We start from the raw sequence: 23,408 nt of genomic DNA, 5'->3' as shown, positions 1-23,408 counted from the left end.
CTACCTGCTATGGCGTGAGCTGGCAGCTTATCGCTGCTCAGCGGGCCGTATTCACCTCACTCACGCCGGTCAACTCTTGAGCTGCCGCCTCTTCGAACACCGGCGCCAACACTGGCAGCATTAACCGGGCACCCGCCTCTGACAGATGATTGTCGTCGGTGTACAACGAATGACCATCGCGCTGCGCACGACACAGACCCGAGGCGTCGCAAAGCGCCGGGGTCGGATCCAGCACCATGACACCGGCGTCAGCTGCTGCAATTTGCGCGAACAAGCGGTTAATGAATGCTTTTTGCTTGAGGTGGTCGGCCAATGGAAATCCAACGTCGGCTGTCGGTTTATGCAGCATGGCCAGGCGGCTTAGTCGGTACGGCGGATTGAACGGCTGCAGCGGTACATCTTTCATGAGCCAGACCCGATAGCCGGCCTTGCGCAACTGCTCCACCCTGGCCCGCACGCCGTCAGCAAGCCTCTGCTCGGCAGCTGCAGGGTCATAACGGCCATCGGCACCCTTCAATGCATGGCCGTGATCGCCCTTGGCGTCGCCATACAGGTACAGGCCCCAACGGGCCACCAACAATACATCCGTGAACGGTTCCGTCTTCAGGGCCTGCTCCACACGACGGTTGTAATTGGCACAGCGCTCGCCATGTTCCAGCCCCTCAAGGGGCAAACAGCCCGCCGAACTGGCCAGCATCACGTTAACCCCGTGCTGCCGGGCGTTGGCGTCCAGCGCCGGAATCAATGCCGTGGCATGACTGTCCCCCCAAACCAGCAACTGCGCGGGCTCGAACCCGGAAGCGCTATTGCCGTAGCGGCAAAAAGGCGTATCGGCGGGGCTCTTGTCGTCGGTGATACAGGCCATCAACTCAGGACGCCAGTGGCTGGCATTGGCGTACTGCAACGCATGCTCGGACAAGCGGGACGGCAAACCGTCAGTCCAGCGCAGCGTTTGCCCGGCCAGCCCCAGAACCAGGATACCCAGACCCGCAGCGAGCAGAATCTGACGCCGCCCTGCCAACAATCGACGCTCACGAAACGGGGTTTCGATGTAGCGCCAGGACAAATATCCAAGTACCAGTGTCAGTGCGATCAACGCACCGGTGAGGACGGGACCTGGCTCATCCACGTCGGCATAGCTGGCGAAAACAAACACCGGCCAATGCCACAGGTACCAGGAATACGAGATCAGGCCGAGCCCTACCAGCAGGCGGGAACTCAAAATACGCCCTACCCAGGTGCTGTGATGCTCATTGGCCCAAATCAGGGCAACCACACCCAGCACCGGCAACAGTGCTGCTGCTCCAGGGAACGGGGTGTTTTTGTCGTAAGCGAAAACCGCGATAAGGATCAGTCCGAGCCCGAGCAAGCTTATGCATTGCGCGGCGGCGGCTGTAAGGCGCGTCTTACTGACCGGTGCGACCGCCAGCATCGCGCCAGCCAACAGCTCCCAGGCCCGCATCGGTAACAGGAAAAAGGCCTTTTCAGGGTGTTGCGCAACAGCCCACACGCTTAATCCGAACGAGATCAGCAACACACCAAACAAGGCCAGACGCCAATGCCTGAAGCGACTGGCCAACAGGGTCAGTAGCAGCGGGAAAACAATATAAAACTGTTCTTCAACCGCCAGCGACCAAGTATGAAGCAGCGGTTTTAAATCGCTGGCCACATCGAAATAGCCATCCTGGCGCATGAACAACAGGTTGGAGGCGAACATCACCTGGTATCGAACTGACTGGCCCAGTTGCTCGTAGTCCTTGGGTGCCATCAAGAACCAGCCCACCGCGAGCACGACTGCAATCATGGCGAACAGTGCGGGCAGGATACGCCGCGCACGCCGGGTCCAGAACTCGACGAAACTGAAGCGACCGGCCTCGCGCTGGCGCCAGATGATCGAGGTGATCAGATACCCCGAGATCACGAAGAATACGTCGACCCCGACGAACCCGCCGGTCAGCCCCGGCACCCCGAAGTGAAACAAGACGACAGCAATGACGGCAATGGCGCGCAAGCCATCGATGTCCCGGCGATATACAAGAGAGCTCATCAATGTCCAAATCCAGAAATATTGTTTTTATTGACCGGTACCAGCCCAAAAGCTTCCTTTTAAATGCAAAAAAATGGCGCCCCTAGGGACGCCATTTTTTAAGACCCGAAAACGTATTACTTACGCTTCATCGACAAGAAGAACTCATCGTTGGTCTTGGTCTGCTTCAACTTGTCGATCAGGAACTCGATGGCTGCAACTTCGTCCATCGGGTGCAACAGCTTGCGCAGGATCCACATGCGTTGCAACTCGTCATCGGCAGTCAGCAACTCTTCGCGGCGAGTGCCGGAACGGTTGATGTTGATCGCCGGGAAGACGCGCTTTTCAGCGATCTTGCGGTCCAGAGGCAGTTCCATGTTGCCGGTGCCTTTGAACTCTTCGTAGATCACTTCATCCATCTTCGAGCCGGTTTCAACCAGCGCGGTAGCGATGATGGTCAGCGAGCCGCCTTCTTCGATGTTTCGCGCAGCACCGAAGAAACGCTTTGGCTTCTCAAGGGCGTGAGCATCGACACCACCGGTCAGTACCTTGCCGGAGCTAGGGATAACGGTGTTGTAGGCACGAGCCAGACGGGTAATGGAGTCGAGCAGGATCACCACGTCTTTTTTGTGTTCGACCAGGCGCTTGGCCTTCTCGATCACCATTTCAGCAACCTGCACGTGGCGGGTTGGTGGCTCGTCGAACGTGGAAGCAACCACTTCGCCGCGAACGGTACGCTGCATTTCGGTAACTTCTTCCGGACGCTCGTCGATCAACAGAACGATCAAGTGCACTTCTGGGTTGTTACGCGAGATGTTGGACGCGATGTTCTGCAGCATGATGGTCTTGCCCGCTTTTGGCGGAGCAACGATCAGACCACGCTGACCTTTACCGATCGGGGCGCACAGGTCGATCACACGACCGGTCAGATCTTCGGTGGAACCGTTACCGATTTCCATCTTCATGCGTACGGTCGGGAACAGCGGGGTCAAGTTCTCGAAGAGAATCTTGTTTTTCGCGTTCTCTGGACGATCGTAGTTGATCGTGTCGACTTTCAGCAGGGCGAAGTACCGCTCGCCTTCTTTTGGCGGACGGATTTTACCGACGATGGTGTCGCCGGTGCGCAAGTTGAAGCGTCGAATCTGGCTTGGCGAGACATAAATATCGTCTGGGCCGGCCAGGTAAGAAGCGTCAGCGGAACGGAGGAAGCCGAAGCCGTCCTGGAGAATCTCCAGCACGCCATCACCGGAGATTTCCTCGCCGCTTTTCGCGTGCTTTTTGAGCAGGGAGAAAATCACGTCCTGCTTGCGCGAACGGGCCATATTTTCTATGCCCATCTGTTCGGCCAATTCGAGCAGTTCGGTAATCGGCTTTTGCTTGAGTTCAGTCAGGTTCATATAGGAATGACGTAATCATTTATGGAGGGGGAAATTAAGCTTTTGGCTTAATGAGGCCGCGCCGCAGAGAAGGCGACAGGATCGCGTACTAATTCGATAAGGAGTGCGTCGGCGACGGCTTGCAGGGGGCAGTGGAGAAACCAGTGCGGGGCCGAATGTACCACTTGAGTTTCATAGCGTCTAGTCCCTGAGCCATGAAAAAGCCCCGCATTTTGCGGGGCTTTTATCGACGCTTAAATGTTGGCGTCGAGGAATGCTGCCAGCTGCGACTTCGACAATGCACCAACCTTGGTGGCTTCGACGTTGCCGTTCTTGAACAACATCAGCGTTGGAATACCACGTACGCCGTGCTTGGCCGGGGTTTCCTGGTTCTCATCGATGTTCAGTTTGGCAATAGTTAACTTGCCTTTGTAAGTCTCGGCGATCTCGTCCAGAACTGGCGCGATCATTTTGCAAGGGCCACACCATTCAGCCCAGTAGTCGACCAGTACAGCGCCTTCAGCCTTGAGAACATCGGCCTCAAAGCTAGCGTCGGTGACGTGTTTAATAAGATCGCTGCTCATGGAAGTCTCCGTGGTTGTAAGCAAAAACGTAGCACATCATAGCTGTCATCACCGCGTTCAGGAAGCTGACCCTTGATTGACTCTTACTATAGAGCTGCTTGAGCAAAGGTATCGCCCGTACCTTTGCCCCGGCGCCATCGACGGGACGGGCCCGATTGCGGCGACCCATGAAATGCGCTTCGCCCGGGAAGTCGGGGACAAACGGGGGGTTTATGCATCGGGGTAAAGCCCACGGAGCTGGCGAATTTCATCGGCACCAACCCGCTGCAGGAACGAGCCTGCTCGCGAGCCGTGCAAAGGGATTAACAGCACGCTTCTACAAAAAAGAAGAATCGCACAGCAAAATACGAACCCGCCGGGAGCAGCTAACGTCATTGCTTACGTGCGCCACATCAATGCATCTGATACTACGCGTTGGCGCGAGCGTTTGATCGTGGCACGATGGCGAAGTTATCGACCGAGACCCTTCAACCATGCCCCAATCCCAAAGCAAGAATCCATCCCTGATCGCCGCTATTGATCTGGGTTCTAACAGCTTTCACATGGTGGTGGCCAAGGCCCAGAACGGAGAAATCCGTATCCTGGAGCGACTTGGTGAGAAGGTTCAATTAGCTGCCGGCATCGACGAAGAACGCAAACTCAACGAAGAATCCATGCAGCGCGGGCTTGATTGCCTGAAGCGCTTTGCCCAACTGATCAACGGCATGCCGTTGGGCGCCGTGAGAATCGTGGGCACCAACGCCCTGCGAGAAGCCCGCAACCGCAACGAATTCATCGTGCGCGCAGAAGAGATCCTGGGTCACACCGTCGAGGTCATTTCTGGCCGAGAAGAAGCGCGCCTCATCTATTTGGGCGTATCGCACACCCTCGCCGATACTCCGGGCAAACGCCTGGTCGCTGACATCGGCGGCGGCAGTACCGAATTCATTATCGGCCAACGCTTTGAACCGCTGCTGCGCGAAAGCCTGCAAATGGGCTGCGTGAGTTACACCCAGCGCTATTTCCGCGACGGTAAAATCACTCCGGCCCGTTACGCCCAGGCCTATACCGCTGCCCGCCTCGAAATCATGAGTATTGAGCACGCGCTGCACCGCCTGACCTGGGACGAGGCTATCGGCTCCTCCGGCACCATTCGCGCCATCGGCCTGGCCCTCAAGGCTGGCGGACACGGCAACGGTGAAGTCAACGCCGAAGGGCTGGCCTGGCTCAAGCGCAAACTGTTCAAACTGGGCGAAGCGGACAAAATCGACTTTGAAGGCATCAAGCCTGACCGTCGTACCATTTTCCCGGCGGGCCTGGCGATTCTTGAGGCCATCTTTGACTCCCTCGAGCTGCAGCGCATGGACCATTGCGACGGCGCGCTACGTGAGGGCGTGCTGTATGACCTGCTGGGCCGTCATCACCATGAAGACGTGCGTGAGCGCACCCTCAGCTCGCTGATGGACCGCTACCACGTAGATCGCGAACAAGCCGCAAGGGTCGAGCGCAAAGCGCTGCGTGCCTTCGATCAAGTGGCCAAGTCATGGGAGCTCAAGGACGGGATCTGGCGTGAACTGTTGAGTTGGGCGGCCAAGGTGCATGAAGTCGGGCTGGATATCGCCCACTACCACTACCACAAACACGGCGCCTATCTGATCGAGCACTCCGACCTCGCCGGGTTCTCCCGCGAAGACCAGCAAATGCTCGCGCTGCTGGTACGCGGCCATCGCCGTAATATTCCCAAGGACAAATTCGCCGAGTTCGGCGCCGAAGGCATCAAGCTGATTCGCCTGTGCGTGTTGCTGCGCTTTGCGATTTTGTTCTACCACATCCGTGGCAATCAGGAAGCGTCGCAGGTGAAGCTGCGTGCCGAGGGCGACCATCTCGAGGTGATCTTCCCCGAAGGCTGGCTGGAGCAAAACCCCTTGACCCAGGCCGACTTCGAGCAAGAAGCCCAATGGCTGACCCGGGTCGGGATTGTTCTGACAGTGTCCTGATCAAACAAACACTTCTGCAGAAACCAGCTTGCCTGGCGATGGTATCAACGCGGTGCTAAAGAATAACCGCGGCGTATTCATCGCCAGGCTGGCTGGCAGGCTGCTGCAGGGCCGGGGCTTACACCGACGGGCCGGTGCTCACTGTCAACACCGGCAGGCTCAGACGCTCCAGCAGGGTTGCCTGGGCACTGCGCGGGTTTTGATTCCCGGTGGGCGTGTTACGAATGTAACGGCCGTCCGATTGCAGGCTCCAGCTGTGGGTGTTGTCCGTCAGATAGCATTCCAGCTCCTTCTTGACCCGCAGAATCAGCTTTTTGCCCTCCACCGGGAAGCAGGTTTCGACCCGCTTATCCAGGTTGCGCTCCATCCAGTCAGCGCTCGACAGGAACATCTGCTCTTCGCCGCCATTGAGGAAGTAGAACACCCGCGTGTGCTCCAGGAAGCGACCAATGATCGAGCGCACATGAATGTTATGCGAGACCCCCGGAATACCCGGCCGCAGGCAACACATCCCGCGCACTACCAAATCGATCCGCACCCCGGCCTGGCTGGCCTTGTACAGCGCCCGGATGATTTTCGGGTCGGTCAGGGAGTTGAACTTGGCGATGATATGCGCAGGTTTGCCCTCCGACGCGAACTGGGTCTCACGGGCAATCATGTCGAGCATGCCCTTCTTCAGGGTGAAGGGTGCATGCAAGAGCTTTTTCATGCGCAAGGTCTTGCCCATGCCGATCAACTGGCTGAACAGCTTGCCGACGTCTTCGCAGAGCGCGTCATCCGATGTCAGCAAGCTGTAGTCGGTGTAGAGCTTGGCGTTGCCCGCGTGGTAGTTACCAGTACCCAGGTGCGCATAACGCACGATCTCCCCCGCCTCACGGCGCAGAATCAGCATCATTTTGGCGTGGGTCTTGAAACCGACCACGCCATAGATCACCACGGCACCGGCAGCTTGCAGGCGGCTGGCCAGCTGCAGGTTGGACTCTTCGTCAAATCGCGCACGCAGTTCCACAACGGCAGTCACTTCTTTGCCGTTACGCGCAGCATCCACCAGCGCATCAACGATTTCAGAGTTGGCACCGCTGCGATACAGGGTCTGGCGCACAGCCAGTACATGCGGGTCTTTGGCGGCCTGACGCAACAAATCAACCACAGGGGTGAACGACTCAAACGGGTGCAGCAGCAAAATATCCTGCTTGCTGACGACGCTGAAAATGTTCTCGCTGTTCTGCAACAGCTTCGGAATCGCCGGAGTGAATGGCGTGTATTGCAGCTCGGGATGGCTGTCCAGACCGGTGATGCTGAACAGGCGCGTGAGGTTTACCGGGCCATTGACCGTATACAGCTCGGTCTCATGCAGGTTGAACTGCTTGAGCAGGTAATCGGACAGATGTTTGGGGCAAGTGTCGGCCACTTCCAGACGCACCGCATCGCCATAGCGACGCGAGAACAACTCGCCGCGCAGGGCGCGGGCCAGGTCTTCTACATCTTCAGTGTCCACCGACAGGTCAGCGTTGCGGGTCAGGCGGAACTGGTAGCAGCCCTTGACCTTCATGCCCTGGAACAGGTCATCGGCGTGGGCATGAATCATCGAGGACAGGAACACGTAGTTGTCCCCTGTACCGCCGACGTCTTCAGGCAACTTGATCACCCGCGGCAACAGGCGCGGGGCCGGGATAATTGCCAGACCCGAATCACGGCCGAAGGCGTCGATGCCTTCCAGCTCGACGATAAAGTTCAGGCTCTTGTTGACCAGCAACGGGAAAGGATGCGTCGGATCAAGGCCGATCGGGGTGATGATGGGCGCAATTTCGTCGCGGAAAAACTTGCGCACCCAGGCTTTGATCTTGGTGTTCCAGTGGCGGCGGCGAATGAAGCGCACCTGATGCTTTTCAAGCTCGGGCAACAGGATATCGTTGAGGATCGCGTACTGGCGGTCGACATGGCCATGTACCAGCTCACTGATCCGCGCCAGCGCCTGATGCGGCTGCAGGCCGTCAGCGCCCGCCTGCTCACGGGCGAAGGTAATTTGCTTCTTCAAGCCCGCGACACGAATCTCGAAAAACTCATCCAGGTTGCTGGAGAAGATCAGCAGGAACTTCAATCGCTCCAACAACGGATAGGACTCATCCAGCGCCTGTTCCAGCACGCGAATGTTGAACTGCAACTGCGACAGCTCGCGGTGGATATACAGACTGCTGTCATCCAGACCCGGAATGGCAATCGTCGGGTGCGCCGCAGGCGCCTCAGGCACGACAGCGACGTGACCTTGCGGCACGGGCGGGGTCTGAGCGACCGGTTCAACAACCGGCTCGGCCTCTGTAGCAACGAGTTCTGTCTGTCCTTCGGTATTCATTGAGTGTTCCTGTAAGAGCGGGTTTGACTCTCGTAACAGTTAAGCGGCGCGTGCAATCGAGCTGCCAGAATGCCACCAACGCCAGTGGGTTTAAACCGCTCGAAGTCGCTTTATGCGGGCTGGAGCCGAGTTAGAGGGTGATTTGTCGAAATTGTTCTGAGCTATGGCCGCGATCTTCAGTGAGCCGGCCTGCCGGCGACCGTGACTGCCCGGCGTTGCAGGATCGTGGGCCTGCCAGCCGCCACAGGTTGAGCACTCAAAACAGCTACGCGCGATGGTTATATCCACCCGCCATGAACACTAGATGACAACACCAATGATGTAAGTCAAATACACACCATTTGTAGGAATTGTTAACGCCAAGACACATTTCGATACTTTCCTGAATGTCCCTTAAGGCGTAGGCTGCGCGTTCATTTCGCCAGCATCCAGACAATGCTCCAACAATTTCTTCAAGAGTTTGGCTACTTCGCCCTGTTCCTTGGGACGTTCTTTGAAGGTGAGACCATTCTGGTTCTCGCAGGCTTCCTGGCGTTCCGCGGATACATGGACCTCAAGCTGGTGATGATCGTGGCATTCCTCGGCAGTTATGCCGGCGACCAGCTGTGGTACTTCCTGGGGCGCAAGCACGGCCGCAAATTACTGGCGCGAAAACCGCGCTGGCAACTCATGGGCGACAAGGCACTGGAGCACATTCGCAAGCACCCGGATATCTGGGTCTTGAGTTTCCGCTTCGTCTACGGCCTGCGTACCGTCATGCCTGTAGCCATTGGTCTGTCGGGCTACCCGCCGGGCCGCTACTTGCTGCTCAACGGTATTGGTGCAGCCATTTGGGCCATTGCCCTGGCAACCGCCGCCTACCACTTCGGTGCCGTGCTTGAGGGCCTGCTGGGCAGCGTCAAGAAGTATGAGCTATGGGTGCTGGGCGCCTTGCTGGTACTGGGCCTGGGCTTGTGGGCGCGTCGGCGCTTCAAAAATGCCCGTCTGACCAAAAAGGCTGCTCTCGAAGAAAAAATCCGGGCCGCTGAAGAAGCTAACAACCCGCCAGCTGAGTAACCCGGTTTCTGCACATATAGAGACCGGCCACGCTTAACAGGCTGTAGCTGAACAGGCCGGCCCAGCCCAGTGCGCTGGCCGGCCATAGTCCCGCCCACGGGGCGAGCCACAGCAGTGGCAGGTTCAGCGCCAGGCGCAGCCATTCAAGCTTCAGTGCCCAGGGCCGGTTCTCCAGCCCGGCCCCCAGCACAAACAAACCCAGCCCCATATATCCCCACCCCAAAATCAACGCCGGCGGCGGCAAAGTCTCGCCCAAATTCAGCAGATAACTGCCGAGCGCCACATAGACCACAAATTGCAGCGCGATATACAGCTGCTGGCGAGGCGGCAATGCCACTTCGAATTTCTCGAACTGGCTCAGGTCCGACTTGTGCAGCGGGTACCTCGCGGCGACATCCGCAGGCCGCCAACCGGTGGGCATAAACCAGATACGCAACTTGTCCCGCCAGCGTTGGGTGCGCCGCGCATCCGCCAGCAACTGACCATAGAACTGCCAGTTGGCCCACAGCGGATTCCAGCTCTTGAGCGGTGTCGTGACCCCGAAAATCACTGGCTCGGCGTCGTCCTCTTCCTGAAAGGTGCCAAACAGGCGATCCCAAAAAATGAACACCCCGCCGTAATTGCGATCCATGTAGAGAGCATTTTGCGCATGGTGAGCCCGGTGATTGGACGGCGATACAAAGAACCACTCGAACCAGCCCAACTTGGGGATATGCCGCGTGTGGACCCAGAATTGATAGAGCAGATTGAGGGTCGCCACCGTAACGAACACCAACAACGGCACCCCCAAAACGGCCATTGGCAGGTAGAAAATCCAGCCAAATATAAAGCCGGTGCTGGTTTGGCGCAGGGCCGTGGACAGGTTGTAGTCCTCACTCTGGTGATGCACCGAGTGCGCGGCCCACAGCACGTTGCGCTCATGCCCCAGACGGTGATGCCAGTAGTAACAGAAGTCGTAGAATACAAAGGCAAACAGCCAGACCCACAGGCTGTCTTCAGGCAGTTCGGTAATTGCCAGATATTTCAGGGCGACGCCGTAAGTAACCAGTCCTACACCCTTGGTCAACAACCCGGTGGTGGTCGACAGCACCCCGGTGCTCAGGCTGTTGATCGTGTCTGCAAGGCGATAGGTAGGCATTGCACGCCAGCGGTCGACCAGCAACTCCACCGCGATCAGCACAAAGAAGAACGGCACTGCATACAGAATCAGCTTCATTGCACACCTCACCCCAAGATCAACCAAGCGTAGGCGTTCCCGGGACAACCCCCTATGGCGTCAAACGCCAAATCAGGCGACATTAACGCCACGAACAAGGAGACCCAACATGACCCACAAAAAAGTTGCCGTGATTCTCTCTGGCTGCGGCGTCTACGACGGTGCCGAGATCCACGAAAGCGTCATCACCCTGCTGCGCCTGGACCAGCGCGGCGCCAAAGTGCAGTGTTTCGCACCCGACATCGCCCAGCATCATGTGATCAACCACCTGACCGGCAACGAGATGCCCGAGTCGCGCAACGTGCTGGTGGAGTCGGCGCGGATCGCGCGCGGTGAAATCAAGGATATTCGTGAAGCCAATGTCGATGACTTTGATGCGCTGATCGTCCCGGGCGGGTTTGGCGCGGCAAAAAATCTTTCTGACTTTGCCGCCAGGGGCGCCGAATGCACCGTGCAACCTGACGTGCTGGCCCTGGCCGAAGCCTTTGCCCAGGCCTGCAAGCCAGTGGGGTTGATGTGTATCTCTCCGGCCATAGCCGCCAAGATCTACGGCCCTGGCGTGACCTGCACCATCGGCAAGGACCCTGAAACAGCAGCAGCCGTGGGCAAAATGGGTGCAACCCACAAAGAGTGCGAAGTGACTGACATTGTTGAGGACAAAGCCCGCAAACTGGTCAGCACCCCGGCCTATATGCTCGCCCAATCGATCAGCGAAGCAGCTTCAGGCATCAACAAAATGGTCGACCGGGTACTGGAACTGACCCACGAGGCCTGATCAGCCCCGCGCCAGCCGGGTCAGGATCCGGTCCAGTGAATTGGCGAACGCCTGTTTTTCGCGTTCGCCATAGGCGCCCTGCCCGCCGCCCATCTGGCCTTGCTCGCGCAGATCAGTAAACAGATTACGCACCGCCAGCCGCTCGCCCATGTTTTGCGGGTCAAACTCCTTGCCCCGCGGGTCCAGCGCGGCCACGCCCTTCTTCACCAGCCGGTCGGCCAAGGGCACATCGCTGCAAATCACCAACTCACCGGGCACCGCGTGCTCCACCAGATAATCATCCGCCGCATCCGGGCCGCTGGGCACCACAATCAGTTTGACCAGCGCGTACGTCGGCTTGACCTGGCTTTGCCCCGCCACCAACACCACCTCAAACTGACGTTTGAGCGCGAATTTGATTACTTGATCCTTCGCGGCCTTGGGGCAAGCATCTGCGTCAATCCAGACACGCATGGGGAAACTCCTTTATCAAATGACTTGCAGGCGCGAGCTGTTGAAAGCTCGCGTCTACAAGATATGGGGGCAATTACGCGGTGTGCACGGGGCGCTTGCCACCCGGCTTGCTGCGGCCGTAGAGCACAATAATCGCCACGATTGCCAGCGCCTGCGCGCCCAGCGAGTAAGCGTCGGCATGAATGCCCAGCCAGTCAAACTCGAAGAATGCCACTGGCCGCGTGCCAAAGATCCCGGCTTCTTGCAGTGCTTTGACGCCGTGACCGGCGAACACCACCGACAGTGCGCACAGCAATGCGGCATTGATGCCGAAGAACAGGGCCAGCGGCAATTTGGCCGAGCCGCGCAGGATAATCCACGCCAACCCCATCAACAGCACCAGCGCCGTGGCACCGCCCGCCAATACCGCGTTGTGGCCTGCCGGACCTGCTTGGAGCCACAGGGTCTCGTAGAACAGGATCACTTCGAACAACTCCCGGTAAACCGAGAAGAACGCCAGGATCGCAAAACCGAAACGCCCACCACCACCGACCAGGCTGCTCTTGATGTAGTCCTGCCACGCTGCCGCATGGCGGCGGTCGTGCATCCACACCCCCAGCCACAGCACCATGACGCTGGCAAACAAGGCCGTGCAGCCTTCCAGCAGTTCGCGCTGGGCGCCACTGACATCAATCACATAGGCCGCCAACGCCCAGGTCGCAAGGCCTGCAACCAGAGCCAGGGCCCAGCCCGCATTGACGCTGCGCACCGCCGATTGCTGGCCGGTGTTACGCAGGAAGGCGAGGATCGCCGCCAGCACCAGAATCGCTTCCAGGCCTTCGCGCAGCAGAATCAGCAAGCCCGAGATAAAGCTCAGGGACCAGCTCAGACCATCGCTGCCCAATAGCCCGGCGGACTGCTTAAGCAAGGCTTTGGCCGCGTCCAGACGCTGCTCCACCTGTTCGGTGGGCAAGCCGTCCTGCAACGATTGCCGATAAGCCATCAAGGCTTTTTCGGTACTTTTACGCACGTTGCTGTCGACGTTATCCAGCGAACTTTCGACCAGCTCAAAACCTTCCAGGTAAGCCGCTACCGACAAGTCGTAGGCTTGTTCGCGATCACCGGCACGATAGGCCGCCAGGCTTTTGTCGAGGGTTTGCGCGGTGTAATCGAGCAACTGCGCCGGGCCGCGCTTGACCTGTGGTGGCACGGCGCGCTGAGCACGGAAAGTGGCGGTCGCTTCAGGCCCCTCAGCAACCAGCACCTCGTTAGGTGTGAGACGGGCAAGGTCTGCCAGGTTGTACGTCTTGTCCGCTTTGGCAGCCGCCGGATTGACACTCAACCCCGCGATATAGGTCGCCAGGTCCCAACGCTGACGCTCATCCAGCTGATCGGCAAACGACGGCATATCAGTGCCTTCAATGCCCAGGCCCAGGGTGTTGAAAATCCCATAGAGGCTGAGACGATCAAGGCGTTGTGCATCGCGCAGGTTGGCCGGTGGTGGCGTCATGCCGACGCCTGCCGGGCCATCGCCAGCCCCGGTCGGGCCATGGCACACCGAACAATGCTGGGCAAACAATGGTGCACCGCGGGTCGGATCCGGGGTGATGACAGGGGCCTGGCTGACCTCGTAGGCCAGTGCCAGTCTGGCGCCCAACTGGCGCGCCTCGCGGGCCACGCTCGCACCATCGGTACGCTGCTCAATGGCTGACTGCAAGGCACTGACGCCCTGCACCAGTTCCGCACGCTCAGGGCGTTGCGGCAAGTCTGCGACCAGACCCTTGAGAACCGTCAAAAACTCCAGCTGTTCGCGGTACTCGGTGTCATCGATGACCTTGCCATCTTCAACTGTAGGCGGGTAGTCCGCACCGATGTAGTCGATCAGATGCAGCGCTTGTGAGGCGCCTTCCGGGGAGTTGGCAGACACAGCAAGGCTGCACAACGCGAACACTGGCACTATCAGCCAGGCTAAAAAACGCGAGCGGGCGGTCATTAATAAATCCGGATGGAAATGAGAAGTAACACATTGTTCACTTCCAATGACCGTGACTCAAGATCTTTAGCTGGTGGCGCGGTGCAGCGTCGCCAGAAAGCCTGCCGCACCGACGAACAAACCGGCAAAAGTGCGGTTCATGCGCCGCTGTTGTGTGGGCGTGCGCAGCAAGCGCAGGACTTTCGAAGCCAGACCGGTGTAGCCGGCCATGACAATAAGGTCGACACAAATCATGGTCACACCCAGGGTCAGGTACTGGCTCACCAGAGGTGCACTCGGGTCGACGAACTGCGGCAGGACCGCAAGCATGAATACCAGCGCCTTGGGGTTGCTGACATTCACCAGAAATCCTCTGAAGATCAGCGCCAGCGGCTTGCCAATGGGGCGCACGGCAGCGTTATCGCTGAGGTCCGCCGGCAATGCACGCCATTGTTTGACCGCGAGGTAAACCAGGTAAGCCACGCCAAACCATTTGATCGCATAGAAAGCGGTGGACGAGGCGGCGAGCACTGCGCCAACACCGGCGGCAATAATCGCAATCTGCAATGCCAGACCCAGTTGCAGGCCCAGGGCGTTCCAGTAACCACGCCAGAAACCGTATTGCAGGCCACACGACATCGAAGCAATAGCACCCGCACCGGGCGACAGGCTGATGACCCAGCAAGCAGCGAAAAAGGCCAACCACGTTTCCAACGACATCCCACACCTCGGACAAATGCTGTAACAAGTCCTTAAGCTAATGCGCTGGCTGAAAATTGACCACTGATTTTTGTAGTTGGCCGCTTCCTGTGGGAGCAGGCTTGCCGGCGATGCTCACGACACGGTCTGACCGGGCTGCTGCAGGGTGCTATCGCTGGCAAGCCAGCTCCCACATCGGGCAGGGTCAAAGATCGCCTTCGCGCCAGCGCCGTACAGAGCGCTGGAAGAACAGGCTGTTGGGCACTTGCACCATGCTGCTGCCACTGCCGGATTCTGCAGGCTCGATCAGGGTGGTGTAGAGCAGGTTGATGGCCACGACCCGGCCTTTGACCCCTGGCTTGTCCAGGGTGTCGAGCAGTTCCACCACGTCGCCAATCCGAAACGGGCCCACGGTGAAGATCAACACCGCACACAGCAGGTTGGACAGCACGCTCCACATGGCGAAGAAGGCAATCGCCGCAACCGCGACAAAACCCGAGAGGGCCGTCCACAGCACCGTGGCCGAAACGCCGAGGCGCTCGAGAACGAAGATCAAGGCACTGCCCATGATGAACCAGCGCAAGCCGCCCCGCAGCGGCATCAGCAGCTGCGGCGGGAACGGATAACGCTCGCTCAGTCGGGTCAGGAACCGGGCCACGATGCGCTGCGAGAAGTACCCCGCCAGCAGGATCAGCAAGATCTGCAGGGCAAGCCACAGCGGTGCTATCAGCTCGGCGGGGACTGGCAAATGCAGGGCTTCCATCAGGACAGTGCTTCCAGCTCGGCCTGCAGGGTTTCCAGCAGCTCCAGGGCTTCCATCCAGCGCTCTTCGAGCTGACCTTCCAGCTGTTTGAGCTTGGCCTGATCGGCCAGCAACTCGCGCAATTCGTCTTTGCGCGCGGCTTCGTAGACGCCGCTGTCGCCCAGACTGGCTTCAATTTTGGCCAGCTTTTCATTGACCTTGCCCAGTTCGCTTTCAAGCTTGTCAGCTTCGCGCTTGTGCGGTGCCAACTGCTGACGCAGCGCTGCAGCAGCCTGACGCTGAGCCTTTTTATCGGTCTTGTCAGGATTGACCGGCGTGTTGCTGGCCGGCGCGTTGCGCAAGCGATAATCAGCCAGCCAGCGGGCGTAGTCTTCGAGGTCGCCGTCGAATTCCTGCACCTTGCCGTCTGCCACCAGCAGGAACTCATCCGTGGTGCTTTTGAGCAAATGCCGATCGTGGGACACCACCAGTACCGCACCGCTGAACTCTTGCAGAGCCATGGTCAGCGCCAGACGCATTTCGAGGTCAAGGTGGTTGGTGGGTTCGTCGAGCAGCAGCAGGTTCGGCCGGCCCCAGGCGATCAGCGCGAGGGCCAGACGGGCTTTTTCGCCACCCGAAAAATTCAGTACCGGCTCGTCGATGCGCGCACCACGGAAGTCAAAACCGCCCAGGAAGTCGCGCAGGGTTTGCTCGCGCTCGGCCGGCGCCAGACGCTGCATGTGCAACAACGGGCTGGCTTTTGAGTCCAGCGAGTCGAGCTGATGCTGGGCAAAATAGCCGACAACCAGGTTCTCGCCTCGGGCCAGACGGCCCGACAACGGCTCCAGCTCGCCTGCGAGGTTTTTGATCAAAGTCGATTTACCGGCGCCGTTGGGGCCGAGCAAACCGATACGGGCGCCCGGGACCAACTGCAGCTTGACCTTCTCCAGGATGGTTTTGTCGCCATAGCCCAACCGGGCATCGGACAAATCCAGCAGCGGGCTGGACAGTTTGACCGCCTCGCGGAACACGAAATCGAACGGCGAGTCGACATGGGCCGCGCTCAGCTCTTCCATGCGTTCCAGGGCTTTGATCCGGCTCTGGGCCTGACGTGCCTTGGTGGCCTGGGCCTTGAAGCGGGCAATGTAGCTTTCCATGTGCGCACGTTGCGCCTGCTGCTTCTCGTAGGCCTGTTGCTGCTGGGCCAGACGCTCGGCACGGGCGCGTTCGAAGGCGCTGTAACCACCGCGGTAAAGGGTGATTTTGCGCTGGTCAACGTGGGCGATGTTGTCGACCACGGCATCGAGGAAGTCCCGATCGTGGGAGATCAGCAGCAAGGTGCCCGGATAATTCTTGAGGAAGTCTTCGAGCCACAGGATGGCGTCGAGGTCCAAGTGGTTGGTCGGCTCATCGAGCAGCAACAAGTCGGACGGGCACATCAAGGCCTGCGCCAGGTTCAGGCGCATCCGCCAGCCACCGGAGAAATCGGCTACCGGCCGATCCATCTGTTCGTTGGTGAAGCCCAGCCCGGCGAGCATTTTGCGGGCGCGGGCATCGGCGGTGTAGCCGTCCGCGCTGTCCAGCTCGGCATGCAGGCGCGCCTGTGCGGCGCCATCCTCGTCGGCTTCGGCCTTGGCCAGATCGGCCTGCACCTGGCGCAGGCGCAAGTCGCCATCGAGCACGTAATCGATCGCGATGCGGTCGAGGGTGTCGATTTCTTGCCGCATGTGGGCAATCCGCCAGTCGGCCGGCAGCAGACAATCCCCGGAATCAGGCGTCAACTCACCCAGCAACAAGGCGAACAAAGTGGATTTACCGGCGCCGTTGGCGCCGACCAGACCGGCTTTGTGGCCGGCGTGCAGGGTCAGCTCGGCGTCTTCTAGCAGACGTTGCGGGCCACGCTGTAAAGTCAGGTTCTGAAGTCGGATCATAATGGCGGCGGAGTCTACCAGCTTCCCTCTCAACTGGCGCGAATTGCACTATGCAGAATGACCTGTGGAATTACTGTTTGAACCTCTATGCCCGGCCCGGGGTAGAGCAAGCGTGTCTGAGCCTGCAAGCGCAGGGCCTGGATGTGTGCCTGTTGCTCTGTGCGGCCTGGTTGCAAGAGCGCGGGGTGGCTTGCAGCGAAGCGCGCCTTGAACATTTAAAAGTCTGCGCCGGACCATGGCAACGCGAAGTGGTGCAACCGTTACGCCAGCTGCGGATCCGGTGGCGCGATGCGGCCGCACAGGATGATTCGCTGAGCGCGCTACGCATGCAAGTCAAGGCTTTGGAGCTGGAGGCTGAGCGTACGTTATTGCAACGCCTGGAGGCGGCGACACAAGGCTGGTCGTCAACCCGGTCCGGGGACAATTGCGACTGGTTGAACAAGATGGCGAGCAGTGCCAGCCATCCTGATTGCGACGCGCTGCACAGGCTGCGCGCCGCAATCAACCGCGCTTAGGAAGCGCTGGAGGGGGTTGTAGCCGGGGTTGCTGCAGGTGCCGGAGTTGGCGCCGGCGCAGTGGCCACTGGTGCCGCAGCGGGGGTTGTAGCCGGTTTGGCAGCAGTGGCGGCCGGCTTGGCTGCCACAGGCTTTTTAACAGCCGGTTTGGCTGGTGCCTTGGCGGCCGGTTTAACCACAGGCTTGGCCGGCGCTTTGGCGGCTACGGCAGGTTTGGCGGCAGCAGGTTTTGCGGCGGGCTTGGCCGCTACGGCAGGCTTGGCTGCTGGTTTGGCCGCAGGCTTGGCGGCAGCGGTTTTGACCGCAGGTTTGGCCGCGACTTTGGCAGGGGCTTTAGCCGGTGCTTTGGCCGCAACCGCTTTGGCCGCTGCCGGCTTGGCCGCAGGTTTTGCAGCAGCTGTTTTGGCGGCTGCTGGCTTGGCGGCAGGGGCTTTGGCTGCTACCGGCCTGGCCGCAGGCTTCACTGCCGGCTTTTGTGCAGGCGCTTTGGCGGCAGGTTTGGCGGCTGCTTTGACCGGAGCCTTCGCGGAGGATTTTGCGGAGGCTTTTGCTGCCGATTTTTTGCTCGACGCTGCAGGCTTGGCATCGCGAGTCGACAGGGCTTTGCTTACTGCCTCTTTGACCCGGCCAATGCCCTGGGCCAGTTTCAGGCTTTCCTGGGCATCGCGTTTGAGCTGCAAAATGTAGGTACGGGTTTCGGTCTGACGATCCTTGAGTGTATCGAGCAGATGCTCGAGCTCTTTAACCCCAGCCTTGGCTTTGGACTGCGCCTTGGACTTGCCTGCGTTAGCAGCGTCCTGCAGTTTTTCACGCGCCTTGTGCAGTTTTTCCTGAGCTTTGCCGCGCTGTTTTTCAAGCTTGGCGAGCAGTTTCTCAGCATCAGCCAACGCTTGAGAACAAGCGTTTTCCAAATGCTCAAGCAGACTGCCTGAGAGCTGTTGGAGCAGGTGCAACGGCGTATTAACAGGCTTCTTGTTGGCCGACATGGTTTACCTCCTGGCTGAAGTGAGTGCGGCTCATACTAGACCTCTGTAGTAAGCGCCGCTAGGGCATGTTGACACTAACGATAGCTGTGGGTTGCATGGCACTGAGAAACTTGTGCCAGATCAATCTTTAAGCTGCGCCCCGAGTAATTCTGTCGGGTGGCCAAACGTTTTTAAACCCCGAATAAAATCCGGAGTGCGCGCGTCAGCGCTGGCATAATCCCCCGCACTTCAGGCCGGAGAGTGCCCATGCCGCGTTACCTATTCTTGACGTTGTTGTGCCTTGCCCCTTTGACCCATGCGGCCACAACGCCAGGCTCCGATGCTGCCCATGACCTCGCTTACAGCATGGGCGCAAGCCTGGGTGAGCGTCTGCGTCAGGAAGTCCCCGAACTGCAACTGCAGGCGTTGATCGAAGGTCTGCGTACGGCTTACCAGGGCAAACCGCTGGCCTTGAGTGATGAGCGCATCGAGCAGATCCTCACCCTGCATCAGGCCCAGGCCGAAACCGCGTCAGCCCGCCCGCAGAGTGAAATGGCACTCGGCGCCGAGCGTGACTTTTTGTTGAAGGAAAAACAGCAACCACAGGCACGGGAGCTGGCTGACGGCATCATCCTCACCGAGCTCAAGCACGGCACAGGAGCCAGACCCGGCGTACAGGATTCGGTGTTGGTGAACTATGTGGGGCGGCTACCGGACGGCACAATATTCGACCAGAGCACTCAGCCTCAGTGGTTTCGCCTGGACAGCGTTATCGCGGGCTGGCGCAGTGCGCTGGTGCAGATGCCGGTCGGCGCCAAGTGGCGGCTGGCAATACCTTCCAGCCAGGCTTACGGCACAGAGGGTGCGGGAGATTTGATCGCGCCCTACACGCCCCTGGTATTTGAAGTCGAGTTGCTCGATATCAGAAAGTGAGCGGCCCATAACGAAAAATGGCGCGCCATGCGCACCATTTTCAACCCCGCCCCACCTAAGCCTCGATGGCTTGAACTTCTTCTTTTTGCTTGTGCGCGTTGTGCAGCACTTCAATCAGACAGTCTTCGAGTTCAAACCGCTCATGTAGCAGCTCTCCAAGCACCTGGAATTTCGCCGCCAGCTTTTCGCAGTCCGGACGGTGGTCCTTGCCATCGCATTGGTCGTTAAAATCCAGCGCGGCCTGTGTAATGGCTTCAAGTCTTGGGTAAATGGTACTGGCGACTTCAAGGCCTTTATCGTCTTCGAACGCTTTGGCTTCGTCGTTCAGCTGCTCATAAATTTCGAAATGGCCTGCCGAAACGTAATCTACCAATACCTGGCAAAACTCCTTTTGGGTTTTACGCTTGGGATTGGAAGACCTTTGCTCTACATCGACGGCATCGTAAGCCTTCACAAGTTCGCGGCGCTCATGCAACCAGTTATCAATTAGCTTGTGGACGCCATTAAAACGTTCCTGAGCACTCTGACATCTTTCTAGCATGACGGTCTCTCTTCCCTTGTGGGCCCACGCCGCCTGACTGTAGCCAGGCCTGTCTGAACCCAAATGTGCAAAGCGCACCGGTATTGGGCGGCATAATTCCAATAATGCGTGCGGGCCAGATTATGCCCGCACGGCAACTGCTTCAAGGTACCCACGAGAGAATGTTCATACAAGCGTTTAATACTTACTGCTACTCCGGGTCGCAGGCGCACGGGGTTTGCGATAGTAAATCGAGCTGACGACCTGAAAGCCGCCAGCAATACTCAAGCCGACAAAGGCCAGCAGGCTTAGCTCGGGAATGCTCAGATCAAGCACCGTCCAGCTAATGTGTGCGCATACATCGTTTCCCCGATAGATCATCGAGAATATTTCATTCAGGGACAGGTCGCGCCAGATACTGGCCAGATCGGGTTGGCAAAACATCAGCTGTTCGGGCGCCAGACGTTGCATCAGCACCTGCCTCAGTGCGCTCGCAGCGCCACCCAGGGCCAGCAGCATGGACGCAATGGAATAGCCCCACATGCCCGCACGACGCGGGCCATGCACATAGCCCATCAGGTTGACCAGGCATATCCCCAGCAAAAAGCCGCGTTGCGCCTGGCATAACAGGCAGGGCTCGAGCCCCACCCCGTATTCCAGGAACAATGAAGCGCCCATGGTCAAAGCCGCGGCCAGAAACACTAAAAGAAAAATGAACCGTGAGCATGCCAGGGACATGGCTTTTCCGTAACAAAATAGACAGTCGATTACGGTAGATGAAAGCCATCAGCCCTTTCAAGGTCGCCCGCTAGGAACTGTCCGAAAGAACGTACGCAATTGCCAATAGATCAGGTAATCCTTACGAATGGGCTTCGTAAGACATGTCAGCCAGTGTCACGCTATCTGACCTGCAACGTCCGGCTTGCGCCCATGCGCAAGCCGGACTGCGACATTTACAGGCTGGTGGCCGTAGCCGGCAAAGGCAGCGCCAGCAAACGCTCATCCAGCAGATTCAAACCTTCCTGAAACAACTGGTTGCTGCGTGTCGTGTCGCCCAATTGCGCCAACAGTCGCGCCAGCTCGGCACAGGCTTCAGGGTTGCGCTCGATTTTCAGGCTGCTTTCAAGATAGTCCCGCGCCTTGCCCCACAGACTGTTTTGCAGACACAAACGACCCAGGGTGAGCAGTAAACTGGCGTCGCCGGGATGCGTCTTGAGCCAGCCTTCTGCAGTCTGCAACTGCTTCACTGGATCGCTGCCCCGCAGCAGGCCATAGAGGCGCACCAGATGGCTGTCGTAGTTGCGCTTGAGCGCTCCACGCAGGACTTCTTCGGCCTCGGCTTGCGCACCCAGACGGCGCAATTGCTCAGCGTATGCCAGCACCAGAGCGGGCTCCTGGCGCTGGGCTGAGGTGAGTTGTTGCCAGGCGCGCTGAAGCGATTGCAGCCCTGCTTCGCCTTCGGTTTCGCGCTGAGCCGCGAAGCTGAGATTCTTGCCCCAGGCACGACGCTCCAGTTCCGCCAGCTCACTGGCCGGCAGCACTTTGTCTTTGCGTAACTCGGGCAGTAACCGGATCAGTGCCGTCCAGTCACCACGCTGTTGATACAGGCGCTGCAACTGACGCAATACCTGAGCATTGTGCGGATGGCGCTCATGCATGGCCTGCAAGGTGGTCAATGCACCTTGGGTGTCAGCGCGATCCATCTGCAACTGGGCATGACTCAGCGCTATCGCCAGTTCGGCCTGGGGTTGACGCTCCAGAGCACGCTCAAGCAAGTTGTCGCTCTCTTCGTAGTGCCCCAGCTCGCTGGCTGCCCGTGCCGCCCCCAGGTAGTACAGCAAAGGCTGGCGCTCGGCTTCGGCGGCGCGTGTCAGGTGTTTCTGGGCACTGGCCCAGCGCCCTTCAGCGAGGTCAATTTGCCCATTCTCGATGGCAATCTGCGTGCGCCGGCTGCGGTTGCGCCGCGACCACGGATTGACCAGACCGGTCGACGCCGTGACCAGCTCGACCAGCAGCTTGATGCCCCAGACCAGCAACCAGAGCACCACCAGCAGCGCCAAAGTGGCCCATAGGCTGGATTCGTAACGGAAGCTTTTGTAGGCGATTAATACGTAGCCCGAGTCTTCGGCGATTGCCAGGCCGATGCAGGCCGCAGCTGCAATCAACAAAAACACAATCACATAAAAGCGTCTCATGGGCTGGTCTCCTGCGCCGGGTTGGCAGCCGCCTTGCCCGGCTCATCAGCATTCACGTTGCGACGCTCAAGATAGGCCTGTACCGCACTCAAGGTGCCAGCAAGATCCGGGGTTTTCACCGTGACCGGTTGCTTGCTCAGCTCAATCACCTGTTCAAGGATTTTTTTGCTTTGCGTATTGTCCGGATTGAAGTTGCCCTTGAGCACTTCTTGCGCTTGCGCCAAAGCCTGGGCGTAGACCGCTTCCTGGCCGTTCAGGGCGGCCCACTGGGCCTGTTCCAGCGCCAGACTCAGGGCCAGGCGCACCTGCGTCAGGCTCTGACCTGCCAGCAGCGGCCGCACATTTTTATCGGCGTTGAAATCAATGCGGATGTAGTGCGAGATTTCATCCCACCATTGCGCCCAGCGGCTCGCACCATCGCCATCGGCCGTAAGGCCCAGCAGCGAGTCGCCAGCATCCTTGTATTGCGGAGCCAATGCATTGAGGTCTGCCACCTGATCGCGCAAGGCGCCCAGCTTCAGGAACAGCCCGGTACGGTCCGGCTGCTCAACGCTGCGCAATGCGGTCAAGCTTTTGGCCAGCTGTTCACGTGCGGCGAAAGAGCCGGGGTCATTCTGCTCGCGAAGAATGTCATCGGCGCCCTGCACCAGTGCCTGTGCGCTGCTGATGTCCTGCAATGCCGACAAGCGCAGGCTGGCCAGGCGCAGCAAGTGCTCGGCCTCGGCCAGACGCCAATCCTTGCGGCTGGCGCCCAGTACCGTCTCCAGGCGCTGATTGAGGCGCTGTTGATCGCCTTGCAACTGCACGACCAACTGGCGCTGGTTATCCAGCTCGCTGGCGGATGGCAGCTGGTTAAGGCGCGTCAGCAGGACTTGCTCGGTTTGCTTGATCGACAGTGTTTGTGCCGCCAGGGCCTGGACTTCGCCCAGTTGTTGTTCGGTGTTGGTTTGCAGGTGACGCACCTGCCACACCCCCCAACCGCCGACAGCCACACCGGCGGCACCCAGCAGCAGTGCAACCACGGCCAGGCCATTGCCCCGACGCTCCGGCGTCGTAACAGGCTTTTGAGCCAACGCTTCCGGCGCCGGCTGCACGTGTTCTTTTGGCACGACTGTATCGCTATCGCTCACGTATCCATCCTT

At 59.1% G+C, this 23,408-nt stretch carries 20 protein-coding genes; 5 read left to right on the top strand and 15 right to left on the bottom strand.

Annotation, left to right across the window (positions count from 1 at the left end; genetic code table 11):
• Nucleotides 1-37 precede the first annotated feature (37 nt).
• The 3 genes from WG29040_RS03185 to trxA all read right to left on the bottom strand — a co-directional run bounded on the left by WG29040_RS03185 (nt 38) and on the right by trxA (nt 3,986).
• Nucleotides 38-2,047, bottom strand: a complete 2,010-nt coding sequence (locus WG29040_RS03185) for an acyltransferase family protein (RefSeq protein ID WP_010656879.1) — start codon at nt 2,045-2,047, stop codon at nt 38-40.
• Nucleotides 2,048-2,163: 116 nt separating this feature from the next.
• Nucleotides 2,164-3,423: a transcription termination factor Rho gene (gene rho, locus WG29040_RS03180; RefSeq protein WP_003438291.1), complete on the bottom strand. Its 1,260-nt coding sequence runs from the start codon at nt 3,421-3,423 to the stop codon at nt 2,164-2,166.
• Between the two features lie 233 nt (nt 3,424-3,656).
• A complete protein-coding gene (gene trxA / locus WG29040_RS03175; protein ID WP_003438289.1) occupies nt 3,657-3,986 on the bottom strand; it encodes a thioredoxin TrxA in 330 nt (109 codons plus the stop codon).
• A 473-nt stretch (nt 3,987-4,459) separates the two neighbouring features.
• Here trxA and ppx point away from each other — a divergent pair, with 473 nt between their 5' ends.
• Nucleotides 4,460-5,962, top strand: a complete 1,503-nt coding sequence (gene ppx / locus WG29040_RS03170; protein ID WP_003438287.1) for an exopolyphosphatase — start codon at nt 4,460-4,462, stop codon at nt 5,960-5,962.
• Between the two features lie 118 nt (nt 5,963-6,080).
• On the opposite strand, the gene ppk1 is transcribed toward ppx, so the two are convergent.
• Nucleotides 6,081-8,315: a polyphosphate kinase 1 gene (gene ppk1, locus WG29040_RS03165; protein WP_003438285.1), complete on the bottom strand. Its 2,235-nt coding sequence runs from the start codon at nt 8,313-8,315 to the stop codon at nt 6,081-6,083.
• Nucleotides 8,316-8,750: 435 nt separating this feature from the next.
• Here ppk1 and WG29040_RS03160 point away from each other — a divergent pair, with 435 nt between their 5' ends.
• Nucleotides 8,751-9,371 (top strand): DedA family protein, encoded by a 621-nt coding sequence (locus WG29040_RS03160; RefSeq protein WP_003438283.1) that lies wholly within the window; start codon nt 8,751-8,753, stop codon nt 9,369-9,371.
• Here WG29040_RS03160 and WG29040_RS03155 read toward each other — a convergent pair.
• Entirely contained in the window at nt 9,349-10,587 is a 1,239-nt protein-coding gene (locus tag WG29040_RS03155) for a sterol desaturase family protein (protein ID WP_003438282.1), read from the bottom strand. The genes WG29040_RS03160 and WG29040_RS03155 overlap by 23 nt on opposite strands.
• A 109-nt stretch (nt 10,588-10,696) precedes the next feature.
• On the opposite strand from WG29040_RS03155, the gene elbB reads away from it, so the two are divergent.
• Nucleotides 10,697-11,362, top strand: coding sequence for an isoprenoid biosynthesis glyoxalase ElbB (gene elbB, locus WG29040_RS03150; RefSeq protein ID WP_003438276.1), 666 nt, complete (start codon nt 10,697-10,699; stop codon nt 11,360-11,362).
• On the opposite strand, the gene WG29040_RS03145 is transcribed toward elbB, so the two are convergent.
• The 5 genes from WG29040_RS03145 to WG29040_RS03125 form a co-directional block, all read right to left on the bottom strand.
• Nucleotides 11,363-11,815: a YaiI/YqxD family protein gene (locus WG29040_RS03145; protein ID WP_003438273.1), complete on the bottom strand. Its 453-nt coding sequence runs from the start codon at nt 11,813-11,815 to the stop codon at nt 11,363-11,365.
• Nucleotides 11,816-11,888: 73 nt separating this feature from the next.
• Complete coding sequence (locus tag WG29040_RS03140) at nt 11,889-13,787, bottom strand: cytochrome c/FTR1 family iron permease (RefSeq protein WP_010656882.1); 1,899 nt, start codon at nt 13,785-13,787, stop codon at nt 11,889-11,891.
• Between the two features lie 66 nt (nt 13,788-13,853).
• Entirely contained in the window at nt 13,854-14,486 is a 633-nt protein-coding gene (locus tag WG29040_RS03135; RefSeq protein WP_003438269.1) for a LysE family transporter, read from the bottom strand.
• Nucleotides 14,487-14,670: 184 nt separating this feature from the next.
• Nucleotides 14,671-15,228 carry a mechanosensitive ion channel family protein gene (locus WG29040_RS03130; RefSeq protein WP_003438267.1) on the bottom strand — a complete coding sequence of 186 codons (558 nt, stop codon included), beginning with the start codon at nt 15,226-15,228 and terminating at the stop codon, nt 14,671-14,673.
• Complete coding sequence (locus WG29040_RS03125) at nt 15,228-17,138, bottom strand: ATP-binding cassette domain-containing protein (RefSeq protein ID WP_003438265.1); 1,911 nt, start codon at nt 17,136-17,138, stop codon at nt 15,228-15,230. Before WG29040_RS03125 ends, WG29040_RS03130 begins: the two co-directional genes overlap by 1 nt.
• Before the next feature lie 50 nt (nt 17,139-17,188).
• On the opposite strand from WG29040_RS03125, the gene WG29040_RS03120 reads away from it, so the two are divergent.
• Nucleotides 17,189-17,653 (top strand): TIGR02444 family protein, encoded by a 465-nt coding sequence (locus tag WG29040_RS03120; RefSeq protein ID WP_010656883.1) that lies wholly within the window; start codon nt 17,189-17,191, stop codon nt 17,651-17,653.
• On the opposite strand, the gene WG29040_RS03115 is transcribed toward WG29040_RS03120, so the two are convergent.
• Nucleotides 17,650-18,639, bottom strand: a complete 990-nt coding sequence (locus WG29040_RS03115) for an AlgP family protein (protein WP_127195658.1) — start codon at nt 18,637-18,639, stop codon at nt 17,650-17,652. The two genes, WG29040_RS03120 and WG29040_RS03115, sit on opposite strands and share 4 nt — an antisense overlap.
• A 246-nt stretch (nt 18,640-18,885) precedes the next feature.
• Here WG29040_RS03115 and WG29040_RS03110 point away from each other — a divergent pair, with 246 nt between their 5' ends.
• Nucleotides 18,886-19,551 carry an FKBP-type peptidyl-prolyl cis-trans isomerase gene (locus WG29040_RS03110; RefSeq protein WP_003438256.1) on the top strand — a complete coding sequence of 222 codons (666 nt, stop codon included), beginning with the start codon at nt 18,886-18,888 and terminating at the stop codon, nt 19,549-19,551.
• 55 nt (nt 19,552-19,606) lie between these two features.
• Here the strand turns inward: WG29040_RS03110 and WG29040_RS03105 are convergent, their stop codons facing one another.
• From WG29040_RS03105 to WG29040_RS03090, 4 genes are all read right to left on the bottom strand, one after another.
• Nucleotides 19,607-20,092, bottom strand: a complete 486-nt coding sequence (locus WG29040_RS03105; protein WP_003438254.1) for an Rsd/AlgQ family anti-sigma factor — start codon at nt 20,090-20,092, stop codon at nt 19,607-19,609.
• Between the two features lie 177 nt (nt 20,093-20,269).
• Nucleotides 20,270-20,809, bottom strand: a complete 540-nt coding sequence (locus WG29040_RS03100) for a disulfide bond formation protein B (protein WP_010656885.1) — start codon at nt 20,807-20,809, stop codon at nt 20,270-20,272.
• 215 nt (nt 20,810-21,024) lie between these two features.
• Nucleotides 21,025-22,266 (bottom strand): heme biosynthesis protein HemY, encoded by a 1,242-nt coding sequence (locus WG29040_RS03095; RefSeq protein WP_003438249.1) that lies wholly within the window; start codon nt 22,264-22,266, stop codon nt 21,025-21,027.
• Complete coding sequence (locus tag WG29040_RS03090) at nt 22,263-23,396, bottom strand: uroporphyrinogen-III C-methyltransferase (RefSeq protein WP_003438247.1); 1,134 nt, start codon at nt 23,394-23,396, stop codon at nt 22,263-22,265. Before WG29040_RS03090 ends, WG29040_RS03095 begins: the two co-directional genes overlap by 4 nt.
• Nucleotides 23,397-23,408: the final 12 nt, after the last annotated feature.

The sequence above is a fragment of the Pseudomonas sp. PAMC 29040 genome (genome assembly GCF_003994535.1).
Classification (GTDB): domain Bacteria; phylum Pseudomonadota; class Gammaproteobacteria; order Pseudomonadales; family Pseudomonadaceae; genus Aquipseudomonas; species Aquipseudomonas paraversuta.
Note: the sequence above shows the minus strand (reverse complement) of the source record. Positions and strands in the feature narration are given on the sequence as shown.